Origin of the sequence: Subdoligranulum sp. APC924/74 (assembly GCF_003324125.1) — a bacterium.
Classification (GTDB): Bacteria; Bacillota; Clostridia; order Oscillospirales; family Ruminococcaceae; genus Gemmiger; species Gemmiger qucibialis.
Window position 1 is genome coordinate 65887 of the sequence record NZ_PSQF01000004.1, and the last position, 16183, is coordinate 82069.

Genomic DNA, 16183 nt, shown 5'->3' on the forward strand with positions numbered 1-16183 from the left:
GTCAGTTGTAATGTAGCCGCCCATAGGCGTAAAAATGGGATTGCCAATAGCTTGTATCAAGTTTTGTGTATTGTATCGGGTCGCCACAATGCAGCATGACGGGGCTTCCGTCCCCGTCCTCGCCAACGTAGATACCCACATGAGATACCCCCGGCGTGTCGTATGTACCCGTAAAGAAAACCAAATCCCCCGGCTGCGGGTTGGAAACGCGGGTTGAAATGTTGTAAAGCCCCTGCGCCCCAAGTCTGCCCGTATTGTATAAGCCGCTGTTCGTCAGCACATAGCTAACAAAACCGCTGCAATCAAAAGAGGTTTCCGGGGTGCTGCCGCCCCACACATAGGGAAAGCCGACGTATTTATCCGCTTCCTCAATGAGCCGCGCAAACTTTTCATCGGAATTAAGCAGCGCGGCGGGTACTTCGTAATCGGCGGGCGGGTTTTCATAGTATTTTGACACATAGCCGGACGACGGGAACAAATCGGGGCGGTTCCCCAGCGACGACATATACATAGCGTACATGGATAGCTGTTCCTCGCCCATAATGTAGACGGGGACATGGGAAAGGTTGAAGTTTTCCAAATCCACATGAAGAATGTAATAGTTATATGGGACTTCAACCTCATATTCGTTGCCCTCGCTGTCCGTCCTCGTTTCGGTGCGGTAGCGTACCTCGACTTCCTCCGTAACGGTCAAGATATACTGTTTCTCAAAGAGCATTTCAAGGGTGCTTTGCGCTTCATCAAGGGTAAACACGCCCTCATGCAGCGCGGAAAGGATAGAGATTAGCACATAGGGGTCATGCTCGATCTCGTCTGCGTTCACCCGGTATTCGTCGTAGCCGGGGTATTCGCGCTCGATATTATTCAGCATATCCTGTAACTCTGCTTCCATATCGGTGTAAGCTGCTTCCGCGCCCGTAATATCCGCGTCCTCGGAAAGATAGGACGACGCAATCAAGCCGCTACCGCTGTTGCCGCCAAAGAGGGAGCAAGAGGACAAGCCGCCGAAAAGCAGCAGCACGATAAAGGCAATCCCGCCCACAAGCAAGCAGCCTTTCCAATGCCGGACGACAAAGAACGTCGCCCGTTTGGTTTCCTGCGCGGTTTTCTTCGCTGCCTTTGCGGTGGCTTCGGCGGTCTTTTTCACCTTGCCGCCCGCTTTCAGCGTCTTTGCATACTGCTTTTTAATGCGCTGCTTCTGCCAAAAACGGGAAATGGGGTTAGAGTGCGCAAGGGCGGGGTTATCGTGCAGCGCCTTTTGATAGAGGAAATCGGCGTTTGCCTTTACCGCCTTTCTCTCCGCTGCCGCCGCTGCCCGGTAGGGTTTCAGCTTGTGGCTGCGTATGCCGCGTTTTACCGTCCGCGCCGCCATGCCGCCCGCTTTCTCGCCCGCAAGTTCTACCCGGTGCCCGCTTTCCACACCGACGTTTTCTTTCTCTACCTCGTAGATTTTTCCATGTACGGTGCTGTTTAACTCCTGCGCCGGACGTGATAAGGGGTTATGCCGCAACTTGCCGTTTGGGGGCTTATCCGTCTTTTCAAAGGAAAGGCGCGTTTTTGCCCTGCCTTTCGCTTCGTTAAAAACGCGCTCTTTCTTGATTTTGGTATGCTTGGGGATAGCCGCCCGCGCCGCGTCTAAACGGTCTGCCGCCTTGTCCGACTTCCTAATTGCCTTTTGAAGTTCCGGCGTTGCCCGTTCCTCTGCGGAAAACTGCAAGCGGGAAGTATGGGTTTTAAGCTGCGCTGCGTCAAGGCTCTTTTTCTCCGCGCCCTTTTCTAAATGGCGGCTAACCTCTGTGCTGATACGTTGGGTCGCTTTTTCCGCTGCTCCCGCTGCGGGGGCTGAATAGTTTTCCTCCGGCGGTCTTTCGCTGATACTCGTCGTTTCGCCCGTCGTAAGGTTTTCCGCAATCGCCCCGTCGCGGGTCATTTTCTGCGTTACCTTGTCGGGGGCTTTTAATTCCTTGCTCAATGTTCATCACCTCCAATACGCTGTTTTGCAAGGGTGCAGTATTCGGGGTTGATCTCTATACCGATATAGCGGCGGGAAAGGCTTTTTGCCGCCGCTGCGGTCGTGCCGCTGCCTAAAAACGGGTCAAGCACAATCCCGCCGACAGGACAGCCCGCCAAAATGCACGTTTCCGCAAGTTTGGGCGGGAACGCTGCAAAATGCCCGCCGCGATAGGAAGTTGTGTTGATCTGCCAAACGTTGCGGCGGCTGCGGACGGGGGAAATCATTTCGTCGGTGTATGCGCCTTTCCTGCGGGGGCGGTTGATTTTCTGCGGCTGGTTTTGCCCCGGAACGGTAGCGGCATATTTGTTGCCTTTCCCAACTCCGCTTTTCAGCCGTACCGCCGTTGTGGGGGCTATCGGCTCGGCTACTGCCTGCCAATCGTAGTAATATTTCTTTGACTTGGTAAGCAGAAACACATATTCATAGCAGCGGGTCGGTCTGTCCCGCGTGCTTTCCGGCATGGCGTTTCCCTTGTGCCAAATGATAGAACTTCGCAAATACCAACCGTCGCCCCGCAAGGCAAGGGCTACAAGCCACGGAATACCGATTAGGTCTTTCGGCTTGCAGCCGGGGGCGCGGTGGTTTACCGCCACTTGCTGCCCGTTCCTGCCTTTGGGGTATTTCGGGTCTTGGTGGTCGGCTTTGCTGCCTGTGCCGCAATAAGTGTCCGCGATATTCAGCCAACAAGTACCCTCCGGCGTAAGCACCCGCTTTACCTCATGGAAAACCGCCGTAATGCGGGAAACATATTCCTCCGGCGTTGCTTCACGCCCGATCTGCCCGTCTGTGCCGTAATCGCGCAAAGCATAGTAGGGCGGGGACGTTACGCAACAATCCAAACAGTTATCCGGCAAGGTTTGAAGCACCTGCAAGCTGTCGCCGCAATAGATTTTATCCGTTTCTATCCTCATGCCGACACCTCGCCGGGCTTGGTCGTCATTACGCGGTAGAGCTCCGTATCTTTCGGAAAACGGTCAATAAAGGGCAAAATCACGTTGCCATAGAAGATAAGTCCCTCGCCCGCTTCGGAATGGGTTACATAGGTCATTTGCTGTTGTGAAATGTTAAGCTGCTTGGCAAGGATTTCCCGGTCGCCCTGGGCTTGGTTGAGCATATAGACAAAATCGCTGTTTTCAAAAACATTTGAAACTTCTCTGCTCGTCAAAAGGTCTTTGACGTTCTGCGTGATACCTGTCGGAATACCGCCCCACTTCCTAAAACGCTTCCAAATCTCGACGCTGTATGCTGCGGTCTGTTCCTCTTTCAAGAGTAAATGAAATTCGTCGATGTAATACCGCGTCGCCTTGCCCTCGCTGCGGTTTACCGTTACTCTGTTCCATACTTGGTCTTGGACGATAAGCATACCGACTTTTTTAAGCTGCGTACCGAGTTCCTTAATATCAAAGCAGACAAGGCGATTATGAATGTCAACGTTTGTCCTGTGGTTAAAAATGTTCAAGCTGCCGTTTACATAGAGTTCCAATGCCGCCGCGATACGCTGCGCTTCCTTTTCCGGCTGCTTCTTGATCTCGTCGTAGAGGTCGCCCAAAATCGGCATATTCTCCGGCTTCGGGTCGGCAAGGTAGTTGCGGTACACGCTGATAACAGCGCGGTCAATCAAGGTCTTTTCGACAGCTTCCAGCCCGTTTTTACCTCCCATAATCAACTCACAAAAGGAAAGGATAAAATCGCTCTTTAAGGCTATGGGCGTGTCGCCCTCGCTGTAATTGAGGTTAATATCCATAGGGTTAATGTACTGCGTGCTGTTCTGCGAAACCTTGATAACCTGTCCTTTCAAACGTCCGACAAGGGGGTAATATTCGGCTTCGGGGTCGCAAATGATAATGTCGTCGGACGTGATAAGAAAAGCGTTTGTGATTTCGCGTTTTGCAGAAAAACTTTTGCCGCTGCCCGGTGTGCCGAGTATCAAGCCGTTGGGATTTTTCAGCTTCTTTCGGTCGCACAAAATCATGTTGTTGGAAAGGGCGTTTAAGCCGTAATACAATGCTTCGCCGCTTTGGAACAGCTCTTGCACCGTAAAGGGAACGAAAACGGCGGTGCTGCTGGTCGTCAAGCCGCGCTGGATATGGATAAGGTTTTCCCCCAACGGGATAGAGGACATAAGCCCCTGTTCCTGCCGGTAGTCAAGGCGGGTCAAAATGCAGTTGTATTTCTGCGCGATTGCCGCCGCTCCAAATACTTCGTTATCCAATTTCTGCTTGGTATCTGCAAGGTTTAAGACAAGCAGCGTAAGCAGAAACATTCTTTCGTTGCGGCTCTGCAAATCGCGGAGTAGGTTTTTTGCTTCCCCGCCGTAGGTGGCAAGGTCGGACGGAATAATATCCATGTCGTAGCCGCTGCGGATTGCTTTTTTCTGTTCCTCGATTTTCATACGGTCAAGGTCGGTAATCTTGCGCTTAATCGTCTTGATTGCTTCGTTGTGGTCGATACTCTGAATGTGCAGATTGACGATAATCCCGTTTTCCGCGTCCATGAAGTCGGCAAGCATACGGTCGGAGAGTTCCGGCGCGACGATCTGCAAAAAGGAAACTGCGCCAAACTTGCCGCCCATTTGAAACATTCGCCCGTCGCCAAATCGGAAAGAGGACGGCGCGATAAAGTCTTTGACAGAAAGACCGCTTGCGGGTAGCCATTCCCACGCAAAGTTAAAGCGTTCCCCGTCCGGGTGGAAAATCCCATGCAGCACTTCAAGACGCTGTTTCCCGTCCAATACCCGCGCCGCCGCGCCGATCACCTTAAAATGGTTGAGGGTGTCCGTTTCAATGCGGGCAAGACGCGCCCGCGCCGATCTAATGTCCTTTGCTTCAACGGTAAAGGTGAGAAACTTGGTCTTGATAAGCCCGTTGTTTCCGCGTTCAAGCTGCGTCCTAAGCATTTCGGTGTATTCTGCTCTGATACTGTCGAAGTCATCATTCTGCGGCGCAATCGTGATACTGTTCTTGAAATCGTCCTTGTTCGCATGGCGGCTGATTAGGGAAAGCTGCACGCTGATAGAAGCGTCGAACGAGTTATACATATCGCAAAGGGCTTCAAAAATGGCGGTTTTGTCGTCCGGCTGCGCAAGCTGATAGTTGATGTCCTCAAACTCAATGCACTTGGAATACCGCCCGTTTGCAAGGCGGCAAATCCCGTCCTTATACATTCGCTCAAACGGTATGCTGTCCTGCGCCGTATGGGGCTTCCCGTCGCCCTTTGCCTGTCGGATAAGGGTATCTATCTGTTTTCTTTCCTGTCGGGAAAGTTTACGCTTTTCGTTTTGGGTGTTTTTCTTTTCCTTTGACAATCGCCCGTACCTCCTTATCTAATTGCTCTTGCCGCGCAAGGGCGGCATAAAAATTGTTGGTCTGATAAGGTCGCTCTTTGGGGCGAAGAAACTTCACTTCCACAAATTGCCGAATAATCACTTCCAGCGGTTGCCCGTTTTTCTCGTACATGGCAAGCAAAAACATAGGCAGCATGGCAAGCACCATGCACAATGCCGCTGTGGTTGTTCCAACGCTGTCTTTTACCAAAAAGAACAGCGGCAGTCCGATTGCTACCGCCGCGCTGAAACAAATTAGCTGTCGTTTCGTAAGGTTGAACATTACCTTGCTTTTGATTTTTGTTAAGTCCTTTGGGACGGTTACATACGCCATTTCAAACCTCCTTTCTGCCCGGAATGTAATCTTCAAAACGGGGGACAGCATAGAAAAGCCGTTTGTTATTTACCCACCGTTGCAAATGGCGGGTAACAGGCGGGGCGGTTGGACGCTCGTAAATCATCACATACGGGTCAAAGCCCATAGCCCGCAAGGTGTTCACGCGGTATAAATCCTGTTCGTGAGTGCTGCCGTAGTTGGTAAGAACATACACGCGCCGCTGGCGGCTGCTCTTAATGGCGGTCAAATCCAAAAAACGTTGGAAATACCCGGTTAAGTCCTCGTCGGGATTATCCCATGCAAAATGTACCGCTTTTATCCGTACCCGATTTAACAGGCTGACATTATCCCTGTTCACAAGGCGAATATCCAGCCCTTGCGAAAAATCCACCCATGCGCGGCTTCGTATAAGCTGCTCAATGAGATTTTCATGGTCGGGACAGGCAAGCAGATTAGCGTCCATGATTTTTATTTCCGGCTGCCATTTCCAAAACTCGGACAAATCCGCAACCTTAACACTTTCGCGTCCCTCTTTACTGCTGACAATGCAAAACCCGCAATTTCTCGGACAACCCCGGCTTAAAAAGCCGTAGGCAATCCCGAAAAACTGCGGGTAGATAGAATAATCCGGGTAACTGTGTTCCACTTCCGGCAGCAAGCGGTTTTTCGTGTCGTAGCCCGTACCGCCGAAAATAACTTGTTCCGCGTTGGTAACGGTTATCGTGTCTTTGGAATAGGTGTCCGTAAAGACGCGGCTTTTATATACAAGGTCGTACCGCCCCTTTGCGTTCCACCATTCCACCGTATGCCCCTTTGCTTTATGATACGCGGATAGCTTCATCAAGCAGAGGTTGGGGAAATTATGGCTGTCAACGTCGATTAAACCGATTTTCAAATCATAACTCACCCCCTTAATGTGCCGAAAAGACGCTCTTTGCAAGGCTTCCCGTTTTGAAAAGCGTAAAGCACAAGAGGACGGTATAGCCCATGCAAGCCCAGATCGCGCCGGAAATGTCGTCGGTCGCTGCGATTGTTTGTATCAACACCGCATAAATGCCGACACACACCAAGATCAGAAACGCCTGAAAACCAAGCGCAAGCAAAGATTTTAAGTAATTCTGTCCCATGCTGCCCCATTCGTGATTTACCATTGTTGCCATAGGGATAGGGGCAACGCTCGTTACAAGATATATTTCAATCATGCGCCCATACACCACAAGCATAATGCAGATTGACAGGGCTTTCATGGTAAGCCCTACAAAGAGGGATTGAAACCATAACCCCAAAAGACCGCCCACGCTCATAGCGTCGAGTTTTGCTTCAATGTCGGTAATGACGGTGGTAACGTCTATGCTTGTATCGGATATGATAACCCCCGCGCTCTGATTGACGACGCTCTGCGTAACGTCGAAAACTCCCATGACGATGTTCCAAGTGTTTGTTACCAGCAGCACCGCAACAAAGGTCTTAAAAATCCATTTGAAGAAAATCCAAGTGTCGAGATCGTGCAGATTGTTTTTTTCAATTACAAGCTGGATTAGTTCATAACACATGACAAAGGTAATGATAACGCCCGCAATCGGTACAATGACGTTTTCCGAAAGGCTGCGTATCATGTTGAATATGCCCGCGTTCCACCCGGCGGGGGTCGTGCCGACTTGTGTTGCGATTTCTCCAACCTCTGTATTTACGCTGTCAAACAAGCCGGAAAGGTTCGATAAAATCCCGTCTGTCAAAATGCCGCGAAACCAATCTTCAATCATCTGCCATATCAAAAGTTAATCCCTCCTTTCCCGCGCCCTCCCGTTTCCGAGAGGGCGCGGCGGGTGGTATTTGTTTTAGGCATTATCCAAAAAGTTGAGAAAGCAGGGGAACAAGGGTGCCGCCGATCAAAGCGACGCCGCCGCCCGCCATGAGCTGCTTCATGCCCTGGCTCTTTGCGCCCGGATTGTCGTTGCCGTAACCCTCCATGAGGTTAATGGCACCCCAAATGCCAAGACCTGCGCCAAGCGCGATAACCAAAGTCTGCAATACACCAACTGCGCTGTTGAAAAACTCCATATAAACCTCGCTTTCTGCCGCTGTGCGGCTCAAAAAAAGTTGTTGAAAATGAAAATGCCGCCGTTATTCCTCGGCGGCTGCGTCCTCGTCGGACAAATCTATTTCGTATATGTCAAAGGCTTCATCGGGCTTTACGATTGCCGGACGGGTAGACATATACCGTTCCACGTCAAAAGCGTTTCTTTTGTCGAAGTCGGAAAGGTATTTGTAGTTCGGGTGTTTCGTGATGTCGTATTTGTCGCTTAAAAAGGGACGCACACCGCGTAGCTGCAAAATACATTTCCCACCGTCCATAACTGCTATTTCGTCCTGTGTCATCAGCTCCTTTCCTAATTTTTGATAAGTAAGTCCATGAGAAACCTGCGTGCCGCGATTTTCGGAAGTATTGAAACTGTCGATTGTTTCCCGTCCCAAGTTATCCGAAATATCCTTTGCATTTTTCCCACGTCCTCCCAAAAACAAGGTGCTGTCGGCATTATCAAGTATGATTTCTGCCGCGTCCTTGTAAATGGCTTTTAGTTGGCTCTGCGATTGCAGAATGATAGAAGCGGACATTTCCCTGCTGCGAATGGTCGCAATTAACTTATCAAAGCGGGGTATCTGCCCGATGTTGGCAAATTCATCAAGCAAAAACCGGACATGAATAGGCAATTTGCCGTTGTATTCGTCGTCCGCTTTATCACAAAGCAAATTGAAAAGCTGCGATTGCAGAATAGCGATAACAAAATTAAAGGTGTCGTCGGTATCGCTCATTATGAGGAAAAGCGCGGTTTTCCTGTCGCCCAATGTATCAAGTTCCAATTCATCATAGGACATGAGTTCCCGGAGTTCCTCTATATCAAAAGGGGCAAGACGCGCACCGCAAGAAATAAGGATTGACTTTGCCGTTTTGCCAGAGACAAATTGTCAAGGACTTTTTAATCAAATTCACAGAAAACTCACAAAAGGTGCCAGAAGCACTGTATGGCTCCTGACACCTCATTTAACAGATTACATTTTTCCGTTCAGCAGGTCTTTGCAGAGATACGCATAGTCTGGCAGCTGGTTGATATATGGCTCCCAGAGCCGCTTGATTTCGGCTAACTCCAGCGGGTCGGCTGCTTCCAGTGCATGATCGTTGCCAGTCATATATAAAACATCCGTAGCAACATCATCCAAACACTTGCCGCAGAGATCGGCGGCAGATTCTATCCTGATACCGGTATCCACATAGACTGGATTTACGCCAATCGTCAGCCAGACATAGCCCACCTTGTCCGACCAGAGCAATTCAAAATCAGGGCTTTGCCGCAGATGTTCCGCAAAGACTTCCTTTACTCGCTCAATTTCATGTTTCTCTTTTTCTGTGTAAAGCATTTTCATGTCCTCCTTGACAAAAATTTTGGTGCGTACCATCATCAGTTTAGCACAAGGCGGCTTAGTTTATCAGTCTGTCACATCTGCTGAATTTCATTTTTGAGCATACGCTTGATTTTATCGCTCATGGTTTCTGTGCTGGTATTGCTGAAATGGACATGAACCTTGTAGGTCGTCTTGCCGATTTTCTTTACCATCGCTGGCGTGTTTTCCGGCGCTCTGGCCGCAGCAGCGGCGTCTGCCATCTGCATAGTACGGGGTTCTTTGTTCATAGCGCTCCTTTCTCCGAACGGGTCTGTGCCGCCCGGTAAAAAATCAATCGTGCTTACTGTTTACAATGTCTTTTGCTGCCTGTCGGGTGACACCGGCATTTTCTTCCCGGAAATTCTTCCCGTCAAAGAGGATCGGCGCACACCGTTCCAAAATACGGTCATAGATACGGGCGTGGGCCAGATCAGGCGGATTTTTCAGCTCGGACAGTTTCAAGTTTGTTGTGATAATCATGGGTCTTCGGCTGCGATAGCGGCTGTCGATGACGAAAAACATCTGCTCCATAGCATATTCGGTACTGCGCTCTACACCCAGATCGTCAATGATAAGCAGGTCATATTCGTCAAAGCTGGCAATAAACTCTGACCTGTCCTCAGAGAACATCCCTGTCAGGCGGTTCAGAATGGTGGGGAAGTTCGTCATCAGCACCGGCACATCCTGGTCAAGTAGAGCGTTGGCAATACATCCGGCGAAAAAAGACTTGCCGGTTCCCACATCTCCAAACAGTAAAAGCCCGATATTGCTCTTATATGCCTCTTTCCAGTTCTCCACATAGGCATGAGCCTTGTCCATCAATGGGTTTTGCCTGTTATCATTGGAAAATGTGTAGTCGTACAGATAACGGTCTTGCAGGCCCTGTGCCTTTCGGCGTTTGATACGCTCCATGCGGCGCTGCCGTTCTTCAGCAGCCTTGCGCTGCTCCTCAGCCTCCCGCTGGCACTGGCAGATGCAGTGCGGCATAAAGTAGCCGGATTTCCCGAAGCATGGCACAACGGTCTGCCTCTGGCCGCCGCATTTCTTACAGTGAATGAGCCCGTCTGACGGGTCTATATACTCGTCCTCAGCCAATTCCACACCGGCAGCTGCCTTGTCGATGAATGCCCGGATTTCTGCGGTAATCTCAATCATACAGTTTCATCCTCCTTTACGCTGTAATCCCGGTTGCGTGAGGGTGTGACCGTTTTTTTAGCGTCCTCACCGGCCCAACGCCGGATGGTCGCTGCATGGCTCTGATAACGCTTGCCAGTAGAAGCCATGTACTCGGACAGCTTTTCGATGTACTGTTCCCATACAGCAGGAAAGCTGACCTGCAAGTCTGCCAGTTCTTCATCCGTCAGGAAAACATTCTGGTAACGGCCATAGGTGTGGGAAGGGTGCCCCGTTTCAGGGCGTACCTTCTCTATCTCTCTCTTTATCTCTATCTCTTTCTCTAACTCTATCTCTATCTCTGGTGGACGAATGTCGGACAAATGTCCGCCACTTGTCCGGAGCGCAGAAAGAGCCTTATTTTGAAGCCTTGCAGCCCGCTTTCGCTCGGCCTCGGTAGAGGACTGGCCTATTAAAAGTTCGATGTTGCTCATGTAGAATGTGCCGCTGTCCAGCACTTCCACAAGACCCAGCTTCAAAAAGATCTGCAAGGCTCTCTCCACAGTGCCGATCTGCTGGCGGGTAATGGTAGCGATCATCTGCGCTGTGTAAGGGATGTCCTCGTCAAGCTGGAGCCGCCCGCCATGTTTCAGCGATTTCAGGTACAGCTTGAGCAGAATGTTGGAATACAGCACACCGTCCTGCATACTTTCCAGCAGCACGATGGAATCATCATCAAAATAGTTTTCTTTGAGTTTCAGGTAATAATATTTTCGATTGTCTGACATAGGGTTCCTCCTTAGGGGTTCTTTTGGGATTCTGTACGCATTTTAAGGCTATTTTAGGGGTCAGAGGATAAATCTATCAGACTGCCTTTGACACCCTCAAAAAAAGCCTTGATTTACAAGGGTTTTTCAGCCCCTAAAGCGTGACATTTCTCCCGTTGTTTCCGCTTGCGCTTTGCGGCGTTAATCCGCTTCATGCGTGCGGCACATTCCGGGCAGTATTTAGCCCGGTTAGAACCGGGGGTAAACAGCGCCCCGCATACGGCGCATTTCTTAGCATTCAGCCGGTGGAACAGCGCCGTTTCCAGTTCCTTATCCTGCGGCAATACCGCCGCCCGAAACCACCTGCACAACAGGGAGTAGGAAATGGACTGGACACAGATACATTCCTCCCCATCGTCCAGGGCGATACAGTTTCCGGCAATGTAGTTGCAGCACTCATGCACCAGTTTCCGCGCTCTGCGGTACTGGCGGTAATCCATGACAGGGATAGGTTCAGTCTTGTTGTTCTTCATAAATGATTTCTTTCATAAAGCAGGTAACCTCCTTGAATGAATTTATTGTTAAATATTCGTGCAAAGTATTGTTTTCTTCGTGCAAATGGCATATACTATAATTGCCAGCAGAAAGGGGTTGATCGTATGGCTGGAAATACCACAAACATCAGTATCCGCATGGACGCAGATTTGAAAGCGCAGGCGGACGCACTGTTTACGGAACTTGGCATGAACCTGACTACGGCGTTTAACATCTTTGTGCGCCAGTCGCTTCGTGAAGGCGGCATTCCCTTTGAAGTAAGGCTGGAACAGCCGAACAAAGAAACGGTTGCTGCCATGCTGGAAGCGGAAAGGATTGCAAAAGACCCGTCTGTAAAGGGCTACAATGACCTTGACGAGTTATTTGCTGACCTGAAAAGATGAAAGAAACCAAATATACCGTCAAGTACACGACCAGTTTCAAAAAGGACTACAAACGAGCCATCAAGCGTGGCTTGAAGATTGAGCTGCTGGAGCAGGTCGTAGCATTGCTGGCAATGGGCGAACCGCTGCCGGATAAGAACCGTGACCATGACCTGTCCGGCGATTGGGCAGGTCATCGGGAATGTCATATTCTCCCGGACTGGCTGCTTGTCTATCGCATAGAGGATGATGTTCTGGTGCTGACGCTGGCCCGCACCGGCACACACAGCGACTTGTTCGGCAAATAAACAGTCTGCCGCCGTATGGGGAAACCTGTACGACGGTTTTTCTGTATGCAAAAGTATGTCGTGAAACGCGACGCACTTGACAGGGGTACGCCAAAACGCGGTAGCCTTTACCGCTCCGGCCCACGGTCGTGAGACTTGTCCCTTTCCTGTCGGGACAGCTGCTCGGCGGTTTTGCGGAGCCGTTCCACTGCTTTCAACTCCTCCCGCATGGATTTCATGGCAAGCGTGTCCGTCTGCTTTCCGGCGGCCAGCTGGTCGATTTTCCGCTGCCATGCCTTCGGGGTGATCCCCTCGCCGCTGTCTTTCAGTTCTTTCAGATACCGGGCTGCTGCATCATACAGGATCAGTTCCCGGCTGTGGCGCTGCTCAAACTGTTCCCGTTTTTCCGGTTTTACTTTGGCAAGCTGCTTGTGGATGGACTTGTACTGGTTGTACTGTTCCCACATCTCCCCGCGTTCGGTAAGAATGGCGATCCGGCGCTCAGCCTTGACGATCTTTCCCCGCAGGTCATAGTAACAGCTGTTCATATCAGCGATTTTTTCATGAAGCTGCTGCATAGACTGGATGCCGTTTACCTGCAAAAAGCTGAATAGTGCAGCGCTTTCCTGCAAAGCCCGGATTTTGCCGGTGCGGGTGCGGGGAGCGTTCAACTGCTGTTGGGCTTCCCACAAGGCGGTCAAGCTGCTTTGCTGCGTTTGTGGTTTTTCCGCTTCCGCTTTCGACCAGCGATAAAGACGGGTAATGCGAGCTTTGATTTCTTTCAGCAGCTTGTTGTCGGCGACGATCTGTCGGTTTACTTCCCCCTTGTCGGTGCGGATACCGCGCTTTTCCATTTGGCTGGCAGCTGGCCCCAGATGGACAGAGGGAATTTTATCAATGCCCTGCCGCTTGTAGCTGCGGTGGTCAATACGCTCCGGTCTACCGGCAGATTCCAGTGCCCGGTTGGTGTAGGCTGCCCACGCTGCCCGCCAAATCTCCACATTTCCTTTATCGTTCCAGTCGGTCGTATCCTCCCGATGATTTTTCCAGCCGCCTTTCCCATCCGGGATACGCTGTCCATTCTCGTCCAGATCGTATGCCTTGCGGCACTTTGCGCCCCACTGTCCATTTTCTTTCAACGGCCGGAGCGTCAGCATGATATGGACATGAGGGTTGCCGGTTCCCTTGTCATGGATAGCAAAGTCGGCGCACATTCCTTTGTCTACAAAGTTGTCCTTCACATAGGCACGCACAAGGGCAAGCTGTTGTTCGCCGGACAGTTCACGGGGTAAAGCTGCCTCAATCTCGCGGGCAAGCTGGCTGTCTCTTGCTTTCTCGATTTGCTCCACGCTGTTCCAGAGGATAGAACGGTCTGCAAATTCCGGCGGGGCGTGGGCAGGCAGCATGATCTCCGCATGGACAATGCCGCCTTTCCGGGTGTAGTCGTGGATCATTCCGTCCCATTCATTTGTCAGCTTGGTTCCACTGCGGTAAGCAGCTGCGGCAACGGCTGAACGGCCTGCGCTGCGCTTGATGATACTGACGGGGATATGACAGAAATCTATGGGGAACACCTCCTTTCAGTGAGGGGATAACAGGCTCTGTGGAGCCGGACAAACGCAAAGCGGGTGTTTGGCTGCGCAGAGCACACAAGGGGTTTGGGGAGCGTAGCTTCCCATCGCGGACGAAGTACGCAACGCCCCCGGCAGGGCGCACAGCACCGGCAACGGTGTATAAGTGCGCCCTTGTAAACAAGGGACTTATGGCATATCCCCGGATTTTGGCAGGTTTGCAGTCAATTCCGCAGCCCCCGGAAGATAGGACAGGGCAATCAGAAATGCTTTGACCTCTGCGCCGGAAAGGCTGGAAGCCAGCGGGAAAATCCCCTCCAAAATGGCTCCGCGCTCAATCAGGCGGCGGGTGCGAACCCTGCGTTCTTCGTTTCGTTGCTTGTTCTCCAAAATCTTCTTGCGGTTTTCAAGCTGCCGGATCTCCTTCAGGACTTCCTGCCGTTCTTCTTTTGGGGGTTGGGCTGTAATTTTTTCGTTCATGTCATGCACCTCTTTTCTTTGGAAACGCTTATAGATTGACCGTCCATTTCTGACGCGCAAAGTACCGGCGCAGCCTCCGCAGTGCAGCGTGGATGGATTTTCCCGCCTGTGATGGTGTGATACCCTCCATTGCGGCAATATCTTTCACTTTCATACCCAGCATATAGCGGGCGTGGACACGGCGAGCCTGCATAGGCGGCAGGGAAGAAATGGCTTCATACAATCGCCGTATCAGTTCTTCGTATTCGGCTAATTCTTCTTTTTCTATCAGATGATCCTCCGGCGATGGCTGCGCCCAGCCGATTGCAGCATTTTCGATTCCATCGTTACAATCGAGGGAGTAAAACGCCTTATACCGGAACATCTTGCGTTCTCTGGCGGCCTCGGCTCTCTTATCCAGAAGAAACGCTTCGACGATCTCATCGGACACCTCCACAAAAATGTCCTCTTTGCAAAATGGATAATATTGTTTGAGATTGATGGTCTGCATAGGCACGCCCTCACTCTGTTTGAAAAAGGTCATCATAGCAGCGGCGCATATTCCGCAGACCCCGACGGATGGAAACGCTGACCTTGCTGCTGTGGATGCCCTCTCTCCGGGAGATTTCCGGCTGCTTGATACCAGCAATGTAGTAGGCGTGAACACGGCGGGCCTGTGTCGGAGTGGCATGAGCCAGAGCCACCGGCAGAGCTGCAATCAGGTATAGGCGGGTGGTCATTTCTTCTCGTTCCAGCAAAATATCTTCCGGCGATCTGCTGTGTTCCAGTGCGTAATTTTCCAGCCAGCTGTATGCGTCCAGAGAGTAGTAGGCGCGGTGGTAGACTTTCCGACGCTCATAGTTCTCCATCTCCCGCTTGGCCTGATACATCGCTGCCCACACCTCGTCCGTAACATCCACAAACTCGTCATGCCGGTAGTAGGGATACATCCACCGCAGATTGATTGTTTTCATAGGCTTACCTCCTGAAAATCGGAGAGGCGGACAGCTCGTCCGCTGTCCGCCCCTCGCTGAGATAAGGGAAATGATCCCTTTCACTTGGTAGCCAGAAAACAGGTCATTCGTTAAGCCTGTTCTCAAAGAAATTTATAAATTTTTTTCTGACCGCCTCCACACTTTGATAAACAGCCACTTTGGAGCAGCCGCACAGCACACCGATCTCTGCAAGGCTCAGCCCGTCAAGCGCATAGAGCAGGAACCGGCGGCGCTGGGCCTCGGTACAGGTGTCCAGAACAGCCATCAGCTCATGCAGCGTTTCCATGCGGCAAAGGTATTCCTCCGGCGTTTCGCTGCAGACCCCTACACCCTCGGTGGTAATGATGTACTCGTCAAACTCCCGGCCATCCCAATGCCGCCGCTGTTCATGGAACAGGTTCTCCGTTTTATGATCGGCCCGGTCAAGAAATTCATAGACTTCCAGCGTGACCTCCACGGCAACAGCTTGTCCGTTATAATTGATGGTAACTTCCATCTACCTTTCCTCCATTCAGATTTTTTGGGTAAATCTGAATAAGGCGGCGGGGAGCGGCACCGAGGATAAAGTTCGGGCCATGTTGACCCGATGTTCCGGCTCCATAGGGACAAAAAAACGCCCGAACGGCATAATGCCATACGAGCGTCATGGAATACTTTTTGTTGTTTACTTACATGGTATAGTACATACTTCTGACCGCATTGCTCCGCTGCTGGGAACAGGCTTTTTTTAGCTGGTGCAGTTCATGTGTACTGTGAAAAAAGGCAAAAATAGACACGGCGGCAATCCTCCTATGTGCCGCCGTGGATTTACACGGTGTTAGGTCGTCGTTGGTTTAGGATAGACGAAAAGAAACGGCGGCTCTGAAAATCAAAGCCGCCGTTTCAAATGGGCGTGTCAAATTGTCTGCTCTACGACGGCTTTTTTCTTTTGCCGTCGTCCGGCAGAGTATTAGAAATATT

General features: G+C 51.1%; 19 protein-coding genes and 1 pseudogene. 2 read left to right on the forward strand and 18 right to left on the reverse strand.

Annotated elements, in window-relative coordinates:
* Nucleotide 1: 1 nt before the first annotated feature.
* From C4885_RS02785 to C4885_RS02850, 13 genes and pseudogenes are all read right to left on the reverse strand, one after another.
* On the reverse strand, nt 2-1972 hold the full coding sequence (locus tag C4885_RS02785; RefSeq protein ID WP_008979752.1) for a C40 family peptidase: 1971 nt from the start codon (nt 1970-1972) through the stop codon (nt 2-4).
* On the reverse strand, nt 1969-2925 hold the full coding sequence (locus tag C4885_RS02790) for a site-specific DNA-methyltransferase (RefSeq protein ID WP_044491998.1): 957 nt from the start codon (nt 2923-2925) through the stop codon (nt 1969-1971). The genes C4885_RS02785 and C4885_RS02790 overlap by 4 nt, the downstream gene beginning before the upstream one ends.
* Nucleotides 2922-5318 (reverse strand): VirB4-like conjugal transfer ATPase, CD1110 family, encoded by a 2397-nt coding sequence (locus tag C4885_RS02795; protein WP_003431228.1) that lies wholly within the window; start codon nt 5316-5318, stop codon nt 2922-2924. Before C4885_RS02795 ends, C4885_RS02790 begins: the two co-directional genes overlap by 4 nt.
* Entirely contained in the window at nt 5278-5670 is a 393-nt protein-coding gene (locus C4885_RS02800) for a PrgI family protein (RefSeq protein WP_007860207.1), read from the reverse strand. Before C4885_RS02800 ends, C4885_RS02795 begins: the two co-directional genes overlap by 41 nt.
* Nucleotide 5671: 1 nt before the next feature.
* On the reverse strand, nt 5672-6580 hold the full coding sequence (locus tag C4885_RS02805) for a hypothetical protein (protein WP_044491973.1): 909 nt from the start codon (nt 6578-6580) through the stop codon (nt 5672-5674).
* A gap of 4 nt (nt 6581-6584) precedes the next feature.
* On the reverse strand, nt 6585-7448 hold the full coding sequence (locus tag C4885_RS02810) for a VirB6/TrbL-like conjugal transfer protein, CD1112 family (protein WP_007860210.1): 864 nt from the start codon (nt 7446-7448) through the stop codon (nt 6585-6587).
* Between the two features lie 70 nt (nt 7449-7518).
* Nucleotides 7519-7734 carry a Maff2 family mobile element protein gene (locus tag C4885_RS02815; RefSeq protein ID WP_003431213.1) on the reverse strand — a complete coding sequence of 72 codons (216 nt, stop codon included), beginning with the start codon at nt 7732-7734 and terminating at the stop codon, nt 7519-7521.
* Nucleotides 7735-7797: 63 nt separating this feature from the next.
* A pseudogene (locus C4885_RS02820) lies at nt 7798-8640 on the reverse strand (VirD4-like conjugal transfer protein, CD1115 family); the annotation flags it as partial.
* Between the two features lie 84 nt (nt 8641-8724).
* Nucleotides 8725-9090: a hypothetical protein gene (locus tag C4885_RS02830; RefSeq protein ID WP_014080225.1), complete on the reverse strand. Its 366-nt coding sequence runs from the start codon at nt 9088-9090 to the stop codon at nt 8725-8727.
* Nucleotides 9091-9167: 77 nt separating this feature from the next.
* A complete protein-coding gene (locus C4885_RS02835; RefSeq protein ID WP_005933543.1) occupies nt 9168-9362 on the reverse strand; it encodes a transposon-encoded TnpW family protein in 195 nt (64 codons plus the stop codon).
* A 43-nt stretch (nt 9363-9405) separates the two neighbouring features.
* A complete protein-coding gene (locus C4885_RS02840; protein ID WP_005933545.1) occupies nt 9406-10269 on the reverse strand; it encodes an ATP-binding protein in 864 nt (287 codons plus the stop codon).
* Nucleotides 10266-11015: a phage replisome organizer N-terminal domain-containing protein gene (locus C4885_RS02845; protein ID WP_005933547.1), complete on the reverse strand. Its 750-nt coding sequence runs from the start codon at nt 11013-11015 to the stop codon at nt 10266-10268. Before C4885_RS02845 ends, C4885_RS02840 begins: the two co-directional genes overlap by 4 nt.
* Nucleotides 11016-11128: 113 nt before the next feature.
* Nucleotides 11129-11527 carry a cysteine-rich VLP domain-containing protein gene (locus C4885_RS02850; protein WP_005933550.1) on the reverse strand — a complete coding sequence of 133 codons (399 nt, stop codon included), beginning with the start codon at nt 11525-11527 and terminating at the stop codon, nt 11129-11131.
* A 126-nt stretch (nt 11528-11653) separates the two neighbouring features.
* Here C4885_RS02850 and C4885_RS02855 point away from each other — a divergent pair, with 126 nt between their 5' ends.
* Nucleotides 11654-11932, forward strand: coding sequence for a type II toxin-antitoxin system RelB/DinJ family antitoxin (locus C4885_RS02855; RefSeq protein ID WP_005924829.1), 279 nt, complete (start codon nt 11654-11656; stop codon nt 11930-11932).
* Nucleotides 11929-12219, forward strand: a complete 291-nt coding sequence (locus tag C4885_RS02860) for a type II toxin-antitoxin system YafQ family toxin (protein WP_002596328.1) — start codon at nt 11929-11931, stop codon at nt 12217-12219. The genes C4885_RS02855 and C4885_RS02860 overlap by 4 nt, the downstream gene beginning before the upstream one ends.
* Nucleotides 12220-12326: 107 nt before the next feature.
* Here C4885_RS02860 and mobQ read toward each other — a convergent pair whose 3' ends face one another.
* The 5 genes from mobQ to C4885_RS02885 form a co-directional block, all read right to left on the reverse strand.
* Nucleotides 12327-13772: a MobQ family relaxase gene (gene mobQ / locus C4885_RS02865; RefSeq protein WP_113998924.1), complete on the reverse strand. Its 1446-nt coding sequence runs from the start codon at nt 13770-13772 to the stop codon at nt 12327-12329.
* Nucleotides 13773-13958: 186 nt separating this feature from the next.
* Entirely contained in the window at nt 13959-14249 is a 291-nt protein-coding gene (locus C4885_RS02870; RefSeq protein ID WP_005933556.1) for a DUF3847 domain-containing protein, read from the reverse strand.
* Between the two features lie 28 nt (nt 14250-14277).
* Nucleotides 14278-14739, reverse strand: a complete 462-nt coding sequence (locus tag C4885_RS02875; protein ID WP_035394327.1) for an RNA polymerase sigma factor — start codon at nt 14737-14739, stop codon at nt 14278-14280.
* Between the two features lie 10 nt (nt 14740-14749).
* Nucleotides 14750-15202, reverse strand: coding sequence for an RNA polymerase subunit sigma-24 (locus C4885_RS02880; RefSeq protein ID WP_112121891.1), 453 nt, complete (start codon nt 15200-15202; stop codon nt 14750-14752).
* Between the two features lie 103 nt (nt 15203-15305).
* Nucleotides 15306-15719, reverse strand: coding sequence for an RNA polymerase sigma factor (locus C4885_RS02885; RefSeq protein WP_055214733.1), 414 nt, complete (start codon nt 15717-15719; stop codon nt 15306-15308).
* Nucleotides 15720-16183: the final 464 nt, after the last annotated feature.

Coding starts and splice junctions, on each gene's coding strand:
- C4885_RS02860 (WP_002596328.1), top strand. CDS start 11,929: ATGAAAGAAACCAAATATACCGTCAAGTACACGACCAGTTTCAAAAAG.
- C4885_RS02790 (WP_044491998.1), bottom strand. CDS start 2,925: ATGAGGATAGAAACGGATAAAATCTATTGCGGCGACAGCTTGCAGGTG.
- C4885_RS02835 (WP_005933543.1), bottom strand. CDS start 9,362: ATGAACAAAGAACCCCGTACTATGCAGATGGCAGACGCCGCTGCTGCG.
- C4885_RS02855 (WP_005924829.1), top strand. CDS start 11,654: ATGGCTGGAAATACCACAAACATCAGTATCCGCATGGACGCAGATTTG.
- C4885_RS02845 (WP_005933547.1), bottom strand. CDS start 11,015: ATGTCAGACAATCGAAAATATTATTACCTGAAACTCAAAGAAAACTAT.
- C4885_RS02830 (WP_014080225.1), bottom strand. CDS start 9,090: ATGCTTTACACAGAAAAAGAGAAACATGAAATTGAGCGAGTAAAGGAA.
- C4885_RS02840 (WP_005933545.1), bottom strand. CDS start 10,269: ATGATTGAGATTACCGCAGAAATCCGGGCATTCATCGACAAGGCAGCT.
- C4885_RS02815 (WP_003431213.1), bottom strand. CDS start 7,734: ATGGAGTTTTTCAACAGCGCAGTTGGTGTATTGCAGACTTTGGTTATC.
- C4885_RS02880 (WP_112121891.1), bottom strand. CDS start 15,202: ATGAAAACAATCAATCTGCGGTGGATGTATCCCTACTACCGGCATGAC.
- C4885_RS02885 (WP_055214733.1), bottom strand. CDS start 15,719: ATGGAAGTTACCATCAATTATAACGGACAAGCTGTTGCCGTGGAGGTC.
- C4885_RS02875 (WP_035394327.1), bottom strand. CDS start 14,739: ATGCAGACCATCAATCTCAAACAATATTATCCATTTTGCAAAGAGGAC.
- C4885_RS02850 (WP_005933550.1), bottom strand. CDS start 11,527: ATGAAGAACAACAAGACTGAACCTATCCCTGTCATGGATTACCGCCAG.
- C4885_RS02800 (WP_007860207.1), bottom strand. CDS start 5,670: ATGGCGTATGTAACCGTCCCAAAGGACTTAACAAAAATCAAAAGCAAG.
- C4885_RS02870 (WP_005933556.1), bottom strand. CDS start 14,249: ATGAACGAAAAAATTACAGCCCAACCCCCAAAAGAAGAACGGCAGGAA.